Origin of the sequence: Psychrobacter sp. DAB_AL62B (assembly GCF_028895345.1) — a bacterium.
Lineage (GTDB): Bacteria > Pseudomonadota > Gammaproteobacteria > Pseudomonadales > Moraxellaceae > Psychrobacter.
This window is the reverse complement of the sequence record NZ_SAXC01000005.1, coordinates 96,403-116,231: the sequence shown is the minus strand read 5'-3', so window position 1 is coordinate 116,231 and position 19,829 is coordinate 96,403. Positions and strand designations below refer to the sequence as shown.

Sequence of the window (19,829 nt, the reverse complement as noted above, 5' to 3'; positions counted from 1 at the left end):
TAGTATCTACCATTGCATACCAATATCTTGGACTCATATGACGACCCCAAATACTCAATTGCCTCATAAAAGCTGGCTGCCACGCTCTTACTCCAACAGTTGGCTGACCACCTTGATGGTCGCTTTTATTGTTATCATCAGTGTCGGGGTATCGATTTTATTTTTTTGGCGTAGTCTGTATTTACCAGAGCTTAAAAGCCATGCACGCTATTTGACCAGTGAGCTACGGTTAATGAATAGCGTCAATCAAGATTGGAAGGACAATCCTGAAGTACGTCAATGGATTTACCAGCACTCTCATGTAGTGGTCGTAGACAATCCAAACGACTTTCCACAGATTGCGGATAAAGCTTTTGTCGGTGTCTTTACCGATGTGCTACAACGCGAAATCGGGGCGCAGTTGGGGCGACCGGTGGAGGTGTATTTTAAGTTTAAACCGACCCCGCAGCTTTGGGTACAAGACAGTCGTGATAGTAGTTTTTGGATTCGCGAACCGGTGGTTTATTATTCTCAGTACAGTCCGACCTTATTAATATTATTTTTAATTGGCCTACCGATTTTAACGCTATTGACCATCATTCTATTAGCGCGTCAATTAAATCGCCCGTTACGTTATTTACAGCGTGCAGCGACCAACTATATTCGCCTCGGTCATGCCACCACTTTGCCAACCCGTCATGGTCCTACTGAGATTCGCCAAGTTAATATGGCCTTTAACCACTTGTTTACGACGCTCAATCAAGCGCAAAAAGAGCGCACGATTATGCTTGCCGGTATCTCACATGATTTGCGTACACCGCTGACTCGGATGCGTTTAACCGCTGAGATGCTGCCTGATGAGTTTTTTCGTGAAGGCTTGATTTATGATATTGAAGATATGGATGCTATTTTAGAGCAGTTTATCTCCTTTATGAAAGATGGCTCTGATGAACCGGTACGCCTCACCAATTTAGATACCATATTTAATGAGATTATGGTGCAGTTTGCACCAATGGAGTTTATTTATCAGTCAGAATGTCACAAGGTCGTCCCCGTAAGACCTATGTCCATTAAGCGCCTGATTGTCAATCTGGTAAACAATGCCAAACGTTATGGCAAGCCGCCTATTTATCTATCAGCAACGGTTGTGCCAACCTTTATGGAGACAGAGGTAATAGAAGATAGCGACGTGGTGACTGAAAATGCGGTCAACAAAGAAGCAAAAGAGCAATTGATAATATGTGTGCGCGACTGTGGTGGTGGCGTTGCAGAAGACCAATTAGAGCGTATTATGCAGCCGTTTGAGCGGGGTGAGTCAGCGCGTACCACTCAAGGCAGCGGTTTAGGCTTAGCGATTGTCGATCGTATCGCGCGCTTGCATCATGGGACAGTTGAGGTCATTAATCATCCGGATGGCGGCCTACAGGTCTGCGTACACATTCCTTTGATCTCCAAAGTTGCTGGAGAACAACCATTAGATGCCAATACAGATAAAAGTCCTATGGCTGCTAAACAGTAAATAAATAACGCTAAAAACAAAAAGTCTGACTAAAAATACAAACGATAAAATTTTTGCAGCTATTTTATGCGGTAGATACTACTCTCTAGTACCAATGATAGGCGGGATATACTCAGCGCTATTGGTAAACGCTAAAGGCTGGGTTATGTCTTCCTGCGCCGCTTTTAAAGTCTGAGTCGTGGTTGGTTGCTGCAGAAACAAGTAATACCCTAGCGTTGCGGCATTCAATACGACTAAACCACCAAATAAATATGGCATCCTTTGCTCTCCTCTATTTTCGAGTATATTATTCTACAAGCTATAGTCGATTATTTTTAATTTTGCACTGACTATAAATGATTAAGCATCAAAATCGCGTTCGCTCTTTTCTTGCGTTAACTCATCAGCAGCAAGAACTTGGGTCAGCGGTTTAATCGGCCAGGTCATGACGAATCGTGCACCGCCCAAATCGCGGCTCTCACCTACGTTCATACTGCCATTAAACCAAAAAGCGATACGTGAGACGATAGATAAACCCAAACCATAGCCACCTGAGGCACGCGTACGACTGTCATCTAAGCGTGAAAATGGAATGAACACCTTTTCACGATCTGCTTCTGAAATACCGTGACCGTCATCTTCTACACTGACAAAGGCATTGCCCTTTTTGACTCCGGCACTAATAATAATAGTGCTCTCCGCATAGCGTAAGGCATTACCTGCCAAATTCTGAATAACGCGATGCAAGTAGCGCCTATCGGCTACTGCGGTCACTTTAGCATTTGGCAGCTTAGTCACTATTTTGATAGGCTTGCCTAAAGCATTGGTTTCACGCTCAATCTGCTCAAGCAACTCTCTAAGATTGACCGGCTCCAAGTCTAGTTTTGGTGAGCCTTCTTCAAGTTTCGCATACGTTAATATCTCATCAATCAGACCGTTCAGCGCCTCAATATCTTCATCAATAAAGTCACGCTGACTGAACCGCGAGTCTTCATCATCAGTATCTGCCAGCATATCAACGGCAAAGCGGATACGTGCAACTGGCGTACGCAGTTCATGGGAGACCGCGCGGGTCAACTCACGCTGCGACTCAATCAAACGCTTAATATGAGCAGTCATCGCATTAAAGGTTGCTGATAAACGCGCTATTTCATCTTGCCCAATGACCTGTACTTGACTATCAAGATTGCCTTTACTAACTTCATTTACCCCAACTTGAATCAGTTGTAATTTGCGCTCGAGCGGGAAAATCAGCGCATAAACGCCCAAACTGATTAAAAACATACTGATCAGAATCATACTGACGATTAAATTAAGCGGGAAAAAATTAAACAGAGGGACTGGTCCTATCAAGACCGCCATATCGTTTATTTCAGATGGCACAACAACTTTAATAGACGAATTGCTTTTACTGCTATTAGTATCTTGCAATAAAATGACGACCTCATCACGGCGCAAGCGCGCCATCTGATCAGGATCTAAATCGAGTGTATTTACGGCTTTAAATGCTAACGGAAACGAAAATTTTTCTTCCAACTGCGCCAAACGTGCGCGCTTATCAGACAAGGTACTGTAATAGGACAAATCATCTAATAGAAATACAGCAATTGCCCGTACATGCTGTTCGGTGACTTGTGATATGCGGGCGGTTAAAACACTTTTATTGTCTGGTAACCGGTAATAAACATCAGCGTACATCGGCTGACTGACATAGCGAACGACAGTATTTCCCTTCTCAAAGCGACGCAATTCACTGGCATTGAAGTCCACCTCATCGATGGACAAAATACTGAATTCTGTGCCAAACAAACTGCTTGCATCAGCTAGCCAATAATCACGTTGCGCTTCATTTTCTTGGTGAGTAAGACCTTCGCTTACTATATGAAAAGCCCCTGTTGCCATGTTTTCACGGTAAGATTGAACGCGTTCTTTATTGATAGTATCCATCAATAGCTGGGCAAATAATGCCACACACAAGCAGACTATTAATAATCCTGCATAAATACGAACAAAAATACTGTGTTTGAGAGAAGAGACTAATGACATACGTGCCGTAACCAACCTAATGAATAAGAGTTATTGATACCATGATAAATGTAAGCAACTGCGGTTAAGTCAAAAACAAATAGCGGCTGTTTTTAATGGCTGCTTTTTGAATACTGCGTGTTATATATCATAACGGATATATGATAAATATTTGCTATTGTATTTATCTAACATTTACTTAACTGGCGTATTAAATTATCGCTTAATTAAACCACATAACACAGCGATTAAGTTTAAAAACTTAAAATTTAAACCATAAAAAACCAGCTTCATGCTGGTTTTTTATTAAATAACGATTAATGCTAAGGGTTTGCGTCGAAAAGAGTGTATTAGTTGCCTTCTTTAACGAACAAATACCCTTTACTACGGACGGTTTTGATACGTTTTGGATTCTCTGGATCATCACCGATTTTTGGACGAATACGCGAAATACGTACGTCAATAGAACGATCTTGACCGTCGTATTCGATACCACGTAGGCGCTCAAAGATATCTTCACGCGACAAGATACGACCAGCATTAGAAGCCAATAACCATAATAGGTCGTATTCAGCGCTGGTAAAGTCAACCAACTCTTCGCCTAGCATGACTGAACGACCACCGTTATCGATGATAAGCTCGCCAAACTCTAAACGCTGTGGCACATCTTCTGATGGTGCATTTTCTGAGCGACGTAATAATGCACGAATACGTGCTAATAATACACGCGGCTGAGCAGGCTTAGCGACGTAGTCATCAGCACCCATCTCAAGACCCAATACTTGATCCATATCTTCTGTGCGTGCGGTCAGCATCAAAATAGGATTTTGGTAATGTGGGCGCACCTCACGGCATACAGTCAGCCCATCGCTACCAGGAAGCATGACATCAAGCACGACCAAATCTGGTTGTTCATTGACAATACGGCGAATGGCGCGATTACCATCCGTTTCAATCGCAACTTCTAAACCATTTTTGACCAAATAATCTTGGGTCAACATGGCCAGACGCTCATCATCCTCAACAATCAAAATTCGTGGGGTATTGTCATCATCATTCGTTGTCATTGTTATATCCTCTAATACATCTCATTTAAAAGCAGTCAAAGTAAGAGCGGTAAAATTAATAGCACCATCAAGCAGTGCAATTGATGTTGGTATAGCTGTTACAAACTTGGTAGCACAGTATACTATTAAACCTACAGCTTCCTATACTATAGCGTATTGTTGGTAACAAAACCTATAAACTACATCCGCTAAAACTTTAGTTTGCGTCCAAAAATCATACCTTTTATAGCGAACAAAAGAAATAAAATAGCTTTTATTCAATAATAATTTTTTATCATATTCAAACGATTACTTACTAAGCTAGATAGCCAAATAATACAGACATGCTTAATAAAAATCAGGACTAGTAACTTGATACTTAAAGTTTTATTTTCTAACCCCTAATATAACCATATATTGCCATTGTCGCTAGCGACTTTTCCAGCAGTTTATGAAAAACTTTTAATTCGTTGGTGAGAGTTCTATTAATACAGTGTATCTCTGTGGGAGTTAAACATAAAAAGCCAAACAATGATAAAAACAGACATATAAAAGATAGGCATAAAAAAACAGCCCATCATGGACTGTTTCTTATTATCGTAGAAGAAGCTAAAATAAATAGTTAACCTTACTAACAAAAAATACTAAGCACGGTTTTTGTACTTACGAATAGTTTGTAGCTGTGCGACTGACTCGGCCAATGACGCCAAAGCTGCATTGGTTTGTACGGTATCAGATTGGTTGACCAGCATTTGCTCCGCTTTTTTACGCGCTTCAACGATTTTACTTTCGTCAAGATTATGCGCACGCATGGCAGTATCAGCCAATACTGTCACCATCTTAGGTTGTACTTCTAATACACCACCTGATACATAAATCACTTCTTCTGCACCATCTGGGGTTTGCACGCGCATTGCGCCAGGCTTAAGCAAAGTAATAAGCGGGGTGTGACCTGGCAATATACCAATCTCGCCTTCGGTACCACTAGCTATTAACATGCTAATTTCGCCTGAATACAACTCTTCACGAGCACTTACGACGCGACATTGTAATGTTGCCATACTTAATTCCTTACTATCAAAGCGCGATCAAAACTGCGATGCGTTACTTATTAGCAAGTAGGCCTGTTATAGCCTACTTGCCTTTAGCGAATGCTTAAATCATTTACGCTGCAGAAGACTTCATTTTTTCTGCTTTAGCAACAACTTCATCGATACCACCAGCCATGTAGAAAGCTTGCTCTGGTAAGCTATCATATTCACCAGCGATGATTGCTTTAAAGCTTGCAATGGTATCGCGTAGTGGTACATATTTACCAGGTGCACCGGTAAATACTTCGGCTACGTGGAATGGCTGTGATAAGAAACGCTGGATTTTACGAGCACGATAAACGACTAGTTTATCTTCTTCTGACAACTCATCCATACCCAAAATTGCGATGATGTCTTTTAGCTCTTTATAGCGCTGTAGAACTTCCTGAACACCACGAGCAACGTTGTAATGCTCTTCACCGATAACCAATGGATCTAGCTGACGTGAGGTTGAATCTAGTGGATCAACCGCAGGATAGATACCTTGTGAGGCGATATCACGGCTTAGTACAACCGTTGCATCTAAGTGAGCAAATGTTGTAGCTGGTGATGGATCTGTCAAGTCATCCGCAGGTACATATACTGCTTGTACAGAAGTAATTGAACCTGATTGCGTAGAAGTAATACGCTCTTGCAGCATACCCATCTCTTCAGCGAGTGTTGGCTGATAACCAACGGCTGATGGCATACGACCTAGCAATGCTGATACTTCAGTACCGGCTAGTGTATAACGGTAGATGTTATCAACGAATAGCAATACGTCACGACCTTTGCCAGTGGCAGGATCTTTGGTATCACGGAAGTATTCAGCCATGGTCAAACCAGACAGTGCAACGCGTAAACGGTTACCCGGCGGCTCATTCATCTGACCATATACCATCGCCACTTTAGACTTACTAAAGTCTTCGGTATTAACAACGCCAGCTTCTTGCATTTCGTGATAGAAATCATTCCCTTCACGCGTACGCTCACCGACACCCGCAAATACTGATAGACCTTCGTGCTTAAGCGCGATGTTGTTGATCAATTCCATCATGTTGACGGTTTTACCAACACCAGCACCACCAAACAAACCAACTTTACCACCTTTAGCAAACGGGCAAAGTAAATCGATTACTTTGATACCAGTCTCTAGCAGCTCAGTACTGTTTGATTGTTCCGCATAGCTTGGCGCTTCGCGGTGAATTGACCAGCGCTCATCTGCCGCAACTGGACCTTCTTCATCGATAGGACGACCAAGAACATCCATGATACGACCTAGCGTACCAATACCGACTGGCACAGAAATCGGGCCACCAGTATTAGTAACCGGTAGGTTACGCTTTAGTCCTTCAGTAGAACCCATAGCAATCGTACGTACGATGCCATCACCCAGCTGTTGCTGTACTTCTAAAGTGGTTTCGGTGCCATCAACTAGCAAAGCATCAAAAATCTTAGGTACTTCGTTACGGTTAAACTCAACGTCAAGAACCGCGCCAATAATCTGTACAATACGACCGCTACTCATTGCGTTCTCCTGAAAATTCTGTATATAGTGGGTTTCATAAAGGGTTTCAATTATGAAACAGCAGCAGCACCGCCAACGATTTCCGAGATTTCTCGGGTAATCGCCGCTTGACGCAGCTTGTTATAAACCAACTGTAAATCGTTAATTAGGTCGCCAGCATTATCTGTCGCCGCTTTCATCGCAACCATACGTGAGGACTGCTCAGAGGCAATGTTTTCCATTACCGCTTGATAGACGATCGATTCAATGTAACGTCCAAGCAACTCATCAATCAATGTTTTGATATCAGGCTCGTAGATATAATCCCAGCTCAGTTCTGTTTGAATGCCGCTCTCTTCTTCACCAAATGCACTTTCTGGTAAAGGTACCAACTGATTAATGGTTGGCTTTTGCGTCATCGCATTAACGAACTTATTATAAACCACATAAATGCGATCTATTTTACCGTTAGTATAATCATCAAGCATCGCTTGAACCGGTGCGTTTATCTGCTCAAAAGTAGGTTTGTCACCATAATCAGTCACTGCTGCAGTGACCTTGCCACCAAAGCTTTTAAAGAAGCTGACACCTTTAGAGCCAATCACGGCAAATTCAGCTTGTACAGACTGGTCTTGGTATTGCTGGATACTTTTAGATAAGGCTTTAAATAAATTAATATTTAAACCACCCGCTAGACCACGGTCGGATGTGATGACAATATAGCCAACTCTATCGACTGGACGGCTTACCATATACGGATGTTTATAATCGGATGAGGCATGCACCAAATGCGAAATAACCCGGCGCATACTATCAGCATACGGGCGACCCACTTCCATGCGCTCTTGGGCACGGCGCATTTTACTAGCCGCTACCATTTGCATAGCGCGAGTAATTTTCTGGGTGCTTTGAATACTGGTGACTTTGGCACGTATTTCTTTTAAGTTTGCCATAATGATTCCAATATAAGAGGGTTAAAAAAGCATTGGCGCATGCAACAATATTTTAATATAAAACAGTGTTCTTATTAACATTAACAATGTAGCATTGCTGCATTTTATCATTGTTTTGATGTTTTAATATCTTGTGGCATGACGCAACCATATACCATGAGTTGTGACTAAAGTGGCGCTGCTGTCTTAATAAAAAGCTTATCAGACAACGCGCCACTCCATAAGCTCTAACACTAAAGCCACAACAAAACTGGCTTAACCCGTTAAATTAATAACTGTGATTTTGTTTAAAGGTCTCTAAAGAGGACTTTAAACGACCTGCGATATCATCGTTATAATTCGCAGTGTCATCAATCTCTTTCATTAAGTCGGCTTGCTCATCATGCATATAACGTAAGTAAGCTTCTTCAAAAGAACCGATTTTTTCAACAGGTACGTCTGCTAAGAAGCCTTCGTTTGATGCATAAATAACAGCGGCTTGCTCAGAGATAGACATTGGCTGATATTGCTTTTGCTTCATCAGTTCAGTCACACGCTCACCATGATCAAGCTGTTCGCGCGTTGCGTCATCAAGATCTGATGCAAACTGCGCAAATGCTGCCAACTCACGATACTGAGCCAGTGCGGTACGGATACCACCCGATAGCTTTTTGATAATCTTAGTCTGAGCAGCACCACCAACACGCGATACCGAGATACCAGCGTTCACAGCCGGACGGATACCTGAGTTGAATAGGCTTGATTCTAAGAAAATCTGACCATCAGTAATTGAAATTACGTTAGTCGGTACGAATGCAGATACGTCACCAGCTTGGGTTTCAATGATAGGTAGCGCGGTTAAAGAACCAGTTTTACCAACCACTTCACCATTGGTGAATTTTTCTACGTACGCTGCGTTTACGCGTGATGCACGCTCAAGTAAACGTGAGTGTAAGTAGAATACGTCACCAGGATACGCTTCACGACCTGGCGGACGACGTAATAGTAGTGAAATCTGACGATAAGCAACGGCTTGTTTTGATAAATCATCAAATACAATCAGTGCATCTTCGCCGCGGTCACGGAAGTATTCACCCATCGTACAACCTGAGTACGGTGCGATATACTGTAGTGCTGCTGGCTCTGACGCTGAAGCGACTACAACAGTCGTATATTCAAGCGCGCCAGTTTGCTCAAGTTTACGTACGACGTTGGCAATGGTAGAGCGTTTCTGACCGATTGCAACATAGACACACTTAATACCAGAGGCTTTCTGTGCAATGATCGCATCGATAGCCATCGCGGTTTTACCCGTCTGACGGTCACCAATGATAAGCTCACGCTGACCACGACCGATTGGAATCATGGTATCAACAGATTTATAACCAGTCATGACTGGCTGATCAACTGATTGACGATCGATAACGCCTGGGGCGATCTTCTCGACTTTGTCGGTCATTTTGGCATTAATAGGACCTTTGCCATCAATAGGGTTACCTAAAGCATCAACAACACGGCCTAGCAACTCAGGACCTACCGGAACTTCAAGGATACGACCAGTACAATAGGCTTTTTGACCTTCTTGTAGTTTTAGGAAGTCACCCAGTACTACTGCGCCAACAGAATCACGCTCTAAGTTAAGCGCCATTCCGTAGACTTCACCTTCAAACTCAATCATTTCGCCGTACATGGCATCTTCAAGACCATGAATCTGCACGATACCGTCAGATACTTTGACAATCGTGCCTTCATTCTTTGCAGTTGCACCCGCATCAAGGTCTTGAATGCGCTGCTTAATCAGGTTACTGATTTCCGCTGGATTCAATTGTTGCATTGCCTTGTTTCCTTTAATTTATGATAACCCGCCACTGACGTAAATGCTCTTATATCACGCATGCTTGATAAGCTACGTTGACGATTGGCATTAGGCCGTTAGCTGTGTTTTTAACTGTTGTAACTTGCCGCGCATCGAATCATCAATGACTTTGTCACCGACTTTGATCGTAACGCCTGCCAAGAGACTTGGATCCACCGATTCATGAATCACTACGCTCGCATTTAGCGAAGTAGCAAGACGCGCTTGCAGCGTATCACGCTGTGCATCGGTTAATGGATAAGCAGAGGTCACATAAGCGTCAAGCTGCTTTAAGCTTATTGCCTTGTGACGGCGATAATGCTCATAAACTTCAGGAAGCAGCGCCAGACGCTCTTGCTCTGATAACTGTTTAACGAAGTTACTAAATGCTACTGATACTTTTGGATAGCTGGCGTTGCTGTCATGACGAGCCCCTTGGGTCTCACCTAATAACTGCTTAAAAGCAGAATCACTAGCGCTAGCTACTTGCGTATCATAAAGATCGACCAAAGCAGCTGACTTATGCTCAGCAGAAACAGCTGGATTGTCTAGCCAAGTACTGAACGACTTGTCGTTGACAACGGTAGCCGCAACAAACAAGAAGTTTTCCCAGTCATTTACTGCCCCGTTTTCATTGGCATAGTCAAAAGCGGCTTTAGCGTACGGTCGTGCTAAGGTTGATAAGTCAGCCATGTTATCCTCACAATTACAGCTTCGCCGCCAGCTGATTTAACATACTGGCATGTTTTTGCACATCGACTGTGTCTTGCAAAATCTTCTCAGCACCAAGTACCGCCAATTCAGCAACTTGGGCACGTAATGACTCACGCGCTTGATTGATTTCTTGGTCGATAGCCGCTTGTGCTTGTTGGCGAATGCGCTCGCCTTCCGCTTGGGCTTGAGATTTTGCATCTTCAACAAGTTGATTGGCGCTTTTGTTCGCTTGCTCAATTAGCGCAGCAGCTTTGGTCTTAGCCAGATTAAGCTCCTGCTGTACATCTTGCTCCGCGGTCGCCAAATCTGCTTTTGCTTTTTCAGCAGCATTTAAGCCTTCAGCAATTTTACGCTGACGGTCATTAATAGCGCCGATAAGTGGTGGCCACACGAATTTCATGCAGAACATCACAAAGATTGCAAAAGCAATGGCTTGACCGATGAGGGTAGAATTGATATTCACGTGATCACCTCTTTGTTAATGAAAAACCAGTTTCATTGATCATATTTGATAGCCAAACTTTGGCTATGGTTAAGATACAAACTTTGACTACCAAACATTTACAACTGAGCTTTCTGATTAACCTGCTAGAGGGTTAGCGAACAACAATAGCATAGCAATACCAACACCGATCATCGGAATAGCATCAAGAAGACCTGCTACGATGAACATACGAGTTTGCAACTGTGAACCAAGTTCTGGCTGACGCGCCACACCTTCTAGGAATTTACCACCTAGAATAGCAAAACCAATACCTGTACCTAGTGCACCTAAACCGATAAGTAGTGCTACTGCGATAACTGTGTAACCACCTAATACTGGATCCATGGATGTATCCTCATTTACCTATTGAATGTCTAATTAATGTTCAGTTGATGATGCAAGTGACATATAAACTATCGTCAGCATCATAAATACGAACGCTTGGAGGGTAATAATTAAGATGTGGAAAATAGCCCACGGTACTGACAACGCCCACTGAATCCAAAATGGCATTAGGGCAATCAGTATGAAAATCAACTCACCAGCATACATGTTACCGAATAGTCGTAAACCTAAAGAGATAGGCTTGGCTATCAGAGTAACAAACTCTAAGATAAAGTTGATGGGTATTAAAATAATTTGTACGATAGGATTTTTGGCACTAAACGGATGCAATGTTAGCTCGCCAACAAAGCCGCCCAAACCTTTTTCTTTGATACTATAAAATAGAATCAGCGCAAAGACAGAGAATGACATGCCAAGCGTGATATTAGGATCAGTGGTTGGAACAATCTTAAAGAATACATGATGCGGATCATGTCCCATCATGGCGCCGATTTGTCCAGCGAGCATAGGGATGAAGTCAACGGGTAATAAATCCATCAAGTTCATTAAGAATATCCACACAAAGATAGTCAACGCCAAAGGCGCGATCAGCTTTGAGGTACCACTATAAGAGTCGCGCACGTTGTTATCAACGAACTCAACGATCATCTCAACCGCAGTTTGCAGCTTACCCGGCACGCCTGAAGTGACTTTTCTAGCGACCATCCAAAAGATGGCGCAGAAAACAATACCGAGACCAATTGACCAAAGCATAGAATCAAGGTGGATCGCTTTAAAGCCCATTAATCCTGCTTCTTCGGCAGTATAGGCAACTTTCCAACCTTCGCCCGGCAGATAGCCGTACGTCCAGTTCGTTAAGTGATGAGAGATATAGTCTGTGGTTGTTTGCTCGCCTGCCATAATATAAGCTTCTTATTAGTCAACGATTTACTCAACTACCAAAAAATACGGTTGCTATCTGATGAGTTCTCTAGCGCTTCTTATATCGGCATTACTTAAATGCCGATATAAGAAGCGACGCTAAAGCACCTCTGTAAGCAATAACATCCAACCCATAGTTCTGTTACTTATGCTAAATTTGCTAGCTGATGATAAATTTTAGCTATCAAAAAAGGGCTTATCATTATTCATTAATGGCCCTTTAATGTATGCGGTAAAATATCATCTATTGTTTGCTTCGCCCGTTTTGTCACGATAAACGCTTAATACAGCGATCGTAAGCAAGATATTTAGCCGCCTATATTAATGCAGCGTTGTATTCGTGTAAAGTCAATTATGACTTTTTTATCTACTGTATGAATAAGTTAGCTATGAATCGCCTTAAACCACACAGCTTTGCATCGATAATTAAATTGTAAGCATTTAATTATCAAGGGTAATAAACGCTCCCCTACCCGCAAATAACTGCGTATATCTTTATATCGAAAATTTATATCACCATTATTGCTGCTATTTTAAGGTAATGATTATACTGCAACTTACTAAAACCAGTCATAGAGAAGTTGGACAGCAGGGTGACGAGCTCAGTGCACTCAATGAGGCAACTATAAAATAGCTATCCTCTATCTACACTAGCGTATATGCCACAACATCCAACTGTGACTAATTTGCATTACCATAAAACCGATGAACAGCGCAGGCGCCGATAGGGGTTGTACGGTAATAAAAATTAGTGCGAAACCAAACACGGTTAACAGCCATTTAGCCATCTGACCCCGATAAAGCTGGCTCACAATATGTAAGCGCGCGCGATAACCGGTATACCAAAAGATAAAAAAAGCAAATACGGCTTGGGTGGCAAAACTCAGCAAGGCACCAATAGCGGTACTTTTCGCTACGGTAAGCTCACTATGTAGCCATATCGTATCTATCATCCAAGCAATAATAATTAGGATAAATAATATCCATGCTTGGCGCTTGAGATAGATGCCAATTTTATCTTTTTGTGTGCGTTTAGCAGGCTTGGTCATTGATATTCCTATAGCCCTACAACATGGGAATAATGTAGCTTGCTTGCGAAACTTTTATCCGCGAGTAGCTCACCATATAGGCGTTATCTTTCAACCAAAATAAAACGCCCTCATTATAAGGAGCGAGTGTCTTTTAAGCAAGTAAAATATCCCTTTTATCAAGTATTTGCTGGTTTAGTAGCGAAAATTTCTCTACATAATCCATAAAGCAGAGCTAATACGTCAGCAATCAGCGTTTTTATATTATTAGCTGAGAGCTAGAAGCGATTAATTTAGATTTAGTATCGGTTTATTTTCAAAGCGTATCTCTTTCACCTGATTTCTCAAATTCTAACCTTCCAATTTGTTTAGCCAAAAACCCTTTATAAAAATTATTTATGATATGCATTGACGGATTTGCTCCGCCATTATCTGCCAACCGCTAATAAAGTCTTTACTGTTACTCATATCTTCAGCTTGAACGGTAGCTTGAACGGGTTGTAGCTTGGCGAGCAAACCTTTGGCAGGTTGGCTTGGCGATACCAAGCACATTTGCTTGGCTGGGCGCTGCTCATTGAGCCAGCGTAATTGGCTTGCTTTTGGTGCGAGATGATGGTCGGTACTTAAGCTACCGATCAGCTGTAATTTGGCACTGCTTTCCATATATTGATAAGCATCATGATAGGCCCAATACGGTAAAGGTTTCTGCGAATTATTTTGGTTGGTCACCGCCACGGCTGTATCCATCCGCTGGGCAAATTTTTGCGCATTGGCATGATAGAGCTTTTTATATTGTGGATTGGCATGACTGTGTATGACAGCAAGCGCACGGGTAATGGCTTTGGCATTATCAGGATCAAGCCAAATATGGGTGTCTAACGTACCAGCAATGCCTTTACCTTTTACATCGCGCAGTGGATGACGATTAAAAGCATCAAACTTAAATAAAGCAATAGCATTGGGCGCACTATTTAAACTTGCTGCCAAATTATTTTCTAATGGCTCGCCAAACCAAACCACAAAGGTGCTGTCTTGAATCGCTTTAATATCACCAGGACTGATACTGCCATGGTGACCCACCTCCCCTGCTTGCAATAATTGCTTGGCAGGTGGCGATCCTGCAGTTACTGCCTGACTTAATAAAAATAGTGGATAGTTACTCACGCTGACCGTTGCTGCTTGCGCATTTATCGCCAAAGAGCCTAGCATCATTACTACAGTTATCAACAAGCGTTGCGGCTGTAATATTAAGCGCCAAAGTTTATTTATAGTCTTTGTAGCATTGTGATAATAGGCAATCATGCGTCGTCAACCCTGTAAAGTAGATAACAATAGTAGAAGTTATGGTTCTTATTAATTTCATTATGTTATACTATAACAATATAGAATTACACTTTTATTTTTAATGCTTGTTATTCTATTTAGTTTTAAGCGGTTTCAATCGCATAAAAAATACGATAATGATGCTTAGCAATCCTCAGTATTTGCTTTATTATTTGACGTTATACTATGTCACCTTTAAATACTTATAGAATGAATACCTGCTTTATAATTTAGATTGCTTTTTGGGAGCTTGTGCTATGCCGACCACCTCATCTACCTGTGAGCATGTGCACGATGTGCAAGATTTTACGCCACACAATGTGACTGAGCGTCTAGAGGCAGCAAAAGAGCAGTCTCGCATACGCGGTGTGCGCTTTACGCCCTTGCGGCAACAGGTTTATATGCTGATATTACAAGCCAATAAGCCAGTTGGCGCTTATGACTTAATCACCCAATTACAGCAAATGCGTCTATTAAACAACGATAATGACACTGATGGGACAAAGAATGTTGCGCCGCCGACGGTGTATCGCAGTTTAGAGTTTTTATTAAGCGAAGGTTTGATTCATCAACTGACTTCTATTAATGCTTATGTTCCTTGCTGTCATCCGCGCGCGCAGCATACGGCAGCGTTCTTGATCTGTGAACAGTGCCAGCGCGTACAAGAATGTAGCAGCTTACCCGTGCAAGAGATGATGAGCTTTGCTGAGCAAGATATTGGCTTTACCGTTGCTCGTAGTGTGATTGAGCTAAGCGGTCGGTGCCAAGCGTGTCAGTAAAACAGCAGCAGTTTTATTAATATGACTGCTTGGCACTTGAGACTTAGCTTTGCATAGTTGCCTCTTGTCATTATTTATTACCAAACTTATTACCAAGCTAACAGTTGTCAGCCTATGAGCCTGTCTACCTCACCATCTAATCAATCCTCTACTGCTAATATAAGTGGTCATACGATGAATCATGCCAGCAAGTTGCTGAGCTTAAATAATATCAGCTACCATATTGGGCAACAACGCTTACTATCGCATATCAATATCGATATTGCAGTCAATGAAACTGTGAGTATTATTGGACCTAATGGTGCTGGCAAATCAACGCTCGTGAAGCTAATTTTGGGGCTGATTGACCCTACGGAAGGTCAAATTAGCACTTATGAACCATTGAAGCTTAGCTATGTACCTCAGCGCTTTGCCGTACCGCCAATACTGCCGTTACGCGTATGCGATTTATTAGCGCAAGCAGACAAAAAGCGCTTAACGGCTGAGCAACGTCAGTTTATATTTGATAATTTGTCATTAACCCATTTGCTCTCACGGCAGATGCTGCATCTGTCGGGCGGTGAGACCCAGCGAGTATTGTTGGCGCGGGCATTATTAGACAAACCCAATTTATTGATTTTAGATGAGCCGATGCAAGGGCTTGACCCTGATACTGAAGTTTGGCTTTATCAGTTTATTGATGAATTACCAGAATTTTTGCAGTGCGCCATGCTAGTGGTGTCGCACGATTTGCATTGGGTGATGAAAGGCAGTCGACGGGTAATTTGTCTGAATAAGCATATCTGCTGTGAAGGTCAGCCAAGCGAGCTTGCGATTAGTACTGAGTTTCAAAAGCTGTTTGGACATCATTACGAACAGCCATACGTCCATCAGCCACACGCCTGTGAACATCATGCACCAAGCGAAATATGATAGAAAACAGAAAACCTAGCTAATTAAGACAAAAAAATGCCTTGTGGCCCTTTTTATAAAAATTTTATGGATACTTATTATGACTGCTTGGTTAGCCATCATTGCACCTGCTTGGATTGCTGGCAGTATTTTAGCGCTGCTCTCTGCACCCTTAGGGTGTCTAGTATTGTGGCGACGCATGGCTTTTTTTGCCGATGCTTTGGCGCATGGGACATTGCTAGGGGTCGCACTGGCGGTATGGTGGCAGTTGCCAATGGGCATTGGCATTGCTCTGGTCAGCGTTATGGTGGTACTAGGGTTGGTACTCATCGATGATGAGCGTTTGCCAGTCGATGCAGTGCTGGCAGTGGTTGCGGTATCGCTACTTTGTTTAGGGCTATTGACTTTAACCCAGCTTACCGATCAGCAAGCCAATGTATTAGGCTTTTTATTTGGTAATCTACTTGAGCTTGATTGGGCTGACTTGCCATTGATTGCTGCTAGCACACTGGTGGGGTTGGGGTTACTGATTTATATATGGCCAGCGCAAATAAAGCTCGCTACTAATGAAGCGTTAGCGCGTATTCAAGGCATTAACCCAACGCGGCAACGATTGTTTTTCATGGGCGTATTAGCAGGGTTTTGTGCGATTGCCTTGCAAGCGGTTGGTAGCTTATTAATTAGCGGCCTATTGGTATTGCCAGCTCTCACTGCGCGCCTATACTCAGCATCGCCAAAACAAATGGTGATTATAGCGCTGATCACCGCTCAACTTGGCGTGACGCTAGGTGTTTGGGGCAGTATTTGGCTAGATATTCAAACTGGACTTTCTATCGTATTGATTTTAGCCATGCTATTTTTCGCCGCCTTGATTGTCTCAAAACTCATATCAGCAAAGTCAATAATGGCAAAATTTTGGTCGCCACGTCGTTAGGTCATTGTATCGTCATAGAATTAGATTAGAATAGTTTGTTGCTGTCATACAGTTGATTTACTTTAAAAAAACACAGTGCTGCTAGGATAGATTTTTCGAAGCTTATTCAAATGCGAAACACAAAGTAGATGATGAAAATTTATACCAATAGCATGTGACTAGTCGCGTTCTGACAGCGTTCCGATTTTACTATGCTTTGATTGTATTTTAAGTATAAATTTTGATTTTGAACAGACTATAACTATTATGGCAGCGGCACTAATCGACACGGCAAAGATATTTTCTATCTTTTATAAAGTTTTATTTCATCAAAATTGCTAAAGCTTTCAGAGGCATTATGTTGTAAACTTTCCCTAATACTATCAACACTATAGTTAAATACGTCTACCATCAAACGAGCGGTGTATAAACAAGCTTTATATAGGATTGGATGATCGCTTTTGATGATCGCTCTTATAGTATAAAGCTTCATTTTATTAACATGACACATAAATACCAGACAAGTAATAGTCGCTCATTTATCGCTACTCGTTCAATCGTATTAACTTATAAAAATGTTCATTGATTCGATGAGGGACTGAATCCAATGCTAAGCTATCCTGCCAGTACCATCAGCACGCCAGATGGACAGGTCAACGTTTTACAAATAACTGATTTGCATTTATCATCGCCTATGCCTGCTGCTGAAAACAGTAGTGAGGTGTCTGTTTGTCAATACAGTTTTGAAGCGATTGTCAAACAAGCATTAAGCAAAGAGCTTCGCTGTGATTTGATCCTTGTGACGGGCGACTTGGTCAATAAAGTGCAGCCAGCTATTTATGATCATATCTTTGAGGTATTACAGGAAACCGGTATTCCTTTTGCCTGTATTGCAGGCAATCATGACGTAACTGATGAGATTGGTGAGGATTTACCATTTTTCCAGCGAGAACTTATTGCTAGGCCTACTGACTCACGTTTGCTGAGTCGGCATATTATTGAAACCGACCATTGGCAGCTACTTTTATTAGACTCCTCCATTACAGGCAAAGTAGAAGGTGAGGTTACGCCGACCGACATTGATTGGGTATTTGAGCAGCTAGATTCTTGTGATAAGCCAGCGCTCATTGCTCTACACCATCACGTGCTACCGGTAGATTCTGCGTGGATTGATAGCCATATGGCTAAGAATGCAGACAATTTTTGGCAGCATATCTCAGCGTTTGAGCATTTAAAAGTGGTTATTCATGGACATACTCACCAAGACCAAATGCGCCACTATCAAGGGGTCACCGTTTATAGTACGCCCTCTACCTGCTATCAATTCAAGCCTTTTGAGGATAATTTTGCTTACGATAAAAACGCGCGCCCAGGATATCGTTGGTTGCAATTAGCCAACAATGGAAAGGTTGCAAGCTGGGTTGAAAGACTAGATACTTGACGACCAGTTTTATTGGCTAGGATTTGTCTATCGCTTGACTACCCTTTGTCTATAATAGGGCATATGAAAATGAGGCATCTGTATTTTATATCGCTAGCTGATTTTGCTTGATTCAATATGAAATGGCTGGCACAGTACAGGTCTGTATCTATCTTAACAATCGCTTTCTCGCTTTTGCCATCAGCGATTTAGAAGCAGCACTATCAACGATGAAATGCCATAAAAATGCGTACGGTCTAAGACTTAATTAGGCAAAATTATAATAGCTAGGATGGCTACATTGACCACAATCTAAGTTTTCACAGTCCGTGATTTGTTATTTTATTTAAGTACGACCATTTAAATAAAAATATTTATGACAATATACTTGACCATTGATATGTCGAAATCGGCATATCGAGATAACCATCTTAATTAGATCAACTGTGTTACTAAGTGGTAAAACGTTTTATAAAGGGACCATTTATAGCGTTTGGTAAATTGATAACGTCTTGTCTGTCGACAGGTCGTTTTATTGGATTAATTTGAAAAAGTAGGATACCCATATGAGCACCCTGACCACGAATCCAAGTGATGTTAAGTTTACGCCTTATGCACCTGCCAAAGACGAAGAATATATGTCTGATGAGCAGTTAGCGCATTTTAAGGCTATGTTATTAGACTGGAAGCATCAGCTTATTGGTGAAGCTGATCGCACCAAGACTTATATTCAAGATGAATCGAGCGCTATGCCAGATATTAATGATCGCGCCACTCAAGAAGAAGAGTTTGCTCTGACTTTGCGTACGCGTGATCGTGAGCGCAAACTCATTCGCAAAATCGACAAGTCTATTTCAGAAATCGAAAATGACGATTATGGTTTTTGCGAGACCTGTGGTGTAGAGATTGGTCTGCGTCGTCTCGAAGCACGCCCAACGGCAACTCAGTGCATCGACTGCAAAACCTTGTCTGAGATCAAAGAACGCCAAAATCAAGGTCATACCTAAACGCGCGCTTACATTAGCTATTAGTAAAACCATAACAAACACGAGCGACCATATATTGGTCGCTCGTCGCGTTTTATAATGCGGCTATTTCA

General features: G+C 42.1%; 19 protein-coding genes. 6 read left to right on the top strand and 13 right to left on the bottom strand.

From position 1 onward, the window contains the following. The first annotated feature begins 37 nt into the window (after positions 1–37). The gene (locus EPB74_RS08660) at positions 38–1,498 is read left to right on the top strand and encodes an ATP-binding protein (RefSeq protein ID WP_274903843.1); all 1,461 of its coding nucleotides are present in this window, start codon (positions 38–40) and stop codon (positions 1,496–1,498) included. A gap of 78 nt (positions 1,499–1,576) precedes the next feature. On the opposite strand, the gene EPB74_RS08655 is transcribed toward EPB74_RS08660, so the two are convergent. The 13 genes from EPB74_RS08655 to EPB74_RS08595 all read right to left on the bottom strand — a co-directional run bounded on the left by EPB74_RS08655 (position 1,577) and on the right by EPB74_RS08595 (position 14,706). Beyond that, the gene (locus EPB74_RS08655) at positions 1,577–1,756 is read right to left on the bottom strand and encodes a hypothetical protein (protein WP_079692813.1); all 180 of its coding nucleotides are present in this window, start codon (positions 1,754–1,756) and stop codon (positions 1,577–1,579) included. A gap of 81 nt (positions 1,757–1,837) precedes the next feature. Then, complete coding sequence (locus EPB74_RS08650; RefSeq protein WP_274903842.1) at positions 1,838–3,523, bottom strand: ATP-binding protein; 1,686 nt, start codon at positions 3,521–3,523, stop codon at positions 1,838–1,840. A gap of 329 nt (positions 3,524–3,852) precedes the next feature. Next, on the bottom strand, positions 3,853–4,569 hold the full coding sequence (locus EPB74_RS08645; protein ID WP_079692815.1) for a response regulator: 717 nt from the start codon (positions 4,567–4,569) through the stop codon (positions 3,853–3,855). A gap of 623 nt (positions 4,570–5,192) precedes the next feature. Further along, on the bottom strand, positions 5,193–5,609 hold the full coding sequence (locus EPB74_RS08640) for a F0F1 ATP synthase subunit epsilon (RefSeq protein WP_079692816.1): 417 nt from the start codon (positions 5,607–5,609) through the stop codon (positions 5,193–5,195). Between the two features lie 103 nt (positions 5,610–5,712). Further along, positions 5,713–7,146: a F0F1 ATP synthase subunit beta gene (gene atpD / locus EPB74_RS08635; protein WP_079692817.1), complete on the bottom strand. Its 1,434-nt coding sequence runs from the start codon at positions 7,144–7,146 to the stop codon at positions 5,713–5,715. Positions 7,147–7,196: 50 nt separating this feature from the next. Beyond that, positions 7,197–8,078: a F0F1 ATP synthase subunit gamma gene (gene atpG / locus EPB74_RS08630; RefSeq protein WP_079692818.1), complete on the bottom strand. Its 882-nt coding sequence runs from the start codon at positions 8,076–8,078 to the stop codon at positions 7,197–7,199. Between the two features lie 268 nt (positions 8,079–8,346). Then, positions 8,347–9,891, bottom strand: a complete 1,545-nt coding sequence (atpA, locus tag EPB74_RS08625; RefSeq protein ID WP_079692819.1) for a F0F1 ATP synthase subunit alpha — start codon at positions 9,889–9,891, stop codon at positions 8,347–8,349. Positions 9,892–9,981: 90 nt separating this feature from the next. Then, positions 9,982–10,605 carry a F0F1 ATP synthase subunit delta gene (locus tag EPB74_RS08620; RefSeq protein WP_274903841.1) on the bottom strand — a complete coding sequence of 208 codons (624 nt, stop codon included), beginning with the start codon at positions 10,603–10,605 and terminating at the stop codon, positions 9,982–9,984. 13 nt (positions 10,606–10,618) lie between these two features. Next, a complete protein-coding gene (locus EPB74_RS08615; RefSeq protein ID WP_274903840.1) occupies positions 10,619–11,089 on the bottom strand; it encodes a F0F1 ATP synthase subunit B in 471 nt (156 codons plus the stop codon). A gap of 117 nt (positions 11,090–11,206) precedes the next feature. Continuing rightward, positions 11,207–11,455 carry a F0F1 ATP synthase subunit C gene (gene atpE / locus EPB74_RS08610; RefSeq protein ID WP_010197960.1) on the bottom strand — a complete coding sequence of 83 codons (249 nt, stop codon included), beginning with the start codon at positions 11,453–11,455 and terminating at the stop codon, positions 11,207–11,209. A 33-nt stretch (positions 11,456–11,488) separates the two neighbouring features. Next, positions 11,489–12,355 (bottom strand): F0F1 ATP synthase subunit A, encoded by an 867-nt coding sequence (gene atpB / locus EPB74_RS08605; protein ID WP_274903839.1) that lies wholly within the window; start codon positions 12,353–12,355, stop codon positions 11,489–11,491. A 671-nt stretch (positions 12,356–13,026) separates the two neighbouring features. After that, positions 13,027–13,425 carry an ATP synthase subunit I gene (locus tag EPB74_RS08600; RefSeq protein ID WP_079692823.1) on the bottom strand — a complete coding sequence of 133 codons (399 nt, stop codon included), beginning with the start codon at positions 13,423–13,425 and terminating at the stop codon, positions 13,027–13,029. Between the two features lie 375 nt (positions 13,426–13,800). After that, on the bottom strand, positions 13,801–14,706 hold the full coding sequence (locus tag EPB74_RS08595) for a metal ABC transporter solute-binding protein, Zn/Mn family (protein WP_274903838.1): 906 nt from the start codon (positions 14,704–14,706) through the stop codon (positions 13,801–13,803). Between the two features lie 278 nt (positions 14,707–14,984). Between EPB74_RS08595 and EPB74_RS08590 the strand changes: the two genes are divergently transcribed. The 5 genes from EPB74_RS08590 (at position 14,985) to dksA (ending at position 19,737) form a co-directional block, all read left to right on the top strand. After that, positions 14,985–15,506 (top strand): Fur family transcriptional regulator, encoded by a 522-nt coding sequence (locus tag EPB74_RS08590; RefSeq protein WP_274903837.1) that lies wholly within the window; start codon positions 14,985–14,987, stop codon positions 15,504–15,506. 114 nt (positions 15,507–15,620) lie between these two features. Beyond that, on the top strand, positions 15,621–16,418 hold the full coding sequence (locus tag EPB74_RS08585) for a metal ABC transporter ATP-binding protein (protein WP_446740032.1): 798 nt from the start codon (positions 15,621–15,623) through the stop codon (positions 16,416–16,418). A 79-nt stretch (positions 16,419–16,497) separates the two neighbouring features. Then, on the top strand, positions 16,498–17,331 hold the full coding sequence (locus tag EPB74_RS08580; protein WP_274903836.1) for a metal ABC transporter permease: 834 nt from the start codon (positions 16,498–16,500) through the stop codon (positions 17,329–17,331). Between the two features lie 586 nt (positions 17,332–17,917). Continuing rightward, positions 17,918–18,751 carry a metallophosphoesterase gene (locus tag EPB74_RS08575; RefSeq protein WP_274903835.1) on the top strand — a complete coding sequence of 278 codons (834 nt, stop codon included), beginning with the start codon at positions 17,918–17,920 and terminating at the stop codon, positions 18,749–18,751. A 545-nt stretch (positions 18,752–19,296) separates the two neighbouring features. Beyond that, positions 19,297–19,737 carry an RNA polymerase-binding protein DksA gene (gene dksA, locus EPB74_RS08570; protein ID WP_011514645.1) on the top strand — a complete coding sequence of 147 codons (441 nt, stop codon included), beginning with the start codon at positions 19,297–19,299 and terminating at the stop codon, positions 19,735–19,737. The last annotated feature ends 92 nt before the right edge of the window (positions 19,738–19,829 follow it).